Origin of the sequence: Bartonella vinsonii subsp. berkhoffii ATCC 51672, assembly GCF_902825225.1 — a bacterium.
Lineage (GTDB): Bacteria > Pseudomonadota > Alphaproteobacteria > Rhizobiales > Rhizobiaceae > Bartonella > Bartonella berkhoffii.
This window is the reverse complement of sequence record NZ_CADEAK010000255.1, coordinates 1-406: the sequence shown is the minus strand read 5'-3', so window position 1 is coordinate 406 and position 406 is coordinate 1. Positions and strand designations below refer to the sequence as shown.

Genomic DNA, 406 nt, shown 5'->3' with positions numbered 1-406 from the left:
AGGATTCCGTAAGAAATCTGGTGGTCCATATTGGTGTTATAATTATAAAGACCTCCCCATCTGTCAGCCTGGCGCTGTCATCCCGCAACGAAGTGTCGAAAGGCGTTTAAATAGCCCGTTTTGTAAAAGGTATAAAAACGCGGATGAATGCCAACCTTAAGTCTTACTGCTGCTGATGGGAAACAATCCTCCCTCCTTGCCTTCCGCTTGGAATGGCAGGATTGTTTTCTTCAATATCACTATTTAAAGGCTGAAGATGAGCAGCCTTTACAAAAAGGCTCTGATGGCAACAGGCGTATGTTCTATAATGGCATTTCAAATACACCAGATGACGCAGCGCGTAATGCCGTTCAGTTAGCTGATAATGAGCATAATCCCCTTTATTTTACATATTTTCCCCAAGCTG

1 protein-coding gene is annotated in these 406 nt (G+C 43.3%); it reads left to right on the top strand.

Features of this window, described 5'->3' with window-relative positions; all coding sequences use genetic code 11:
- Positions 1 to 147 precede the first annotated feature (147 nt).
- A partial coding sequence (locus tag J7R10_RS09155; protein WP_208436517.1) for a hypothetical protein occupies positions 148 to 406 on the top strand: 259 nt, incomplete at its 3' end.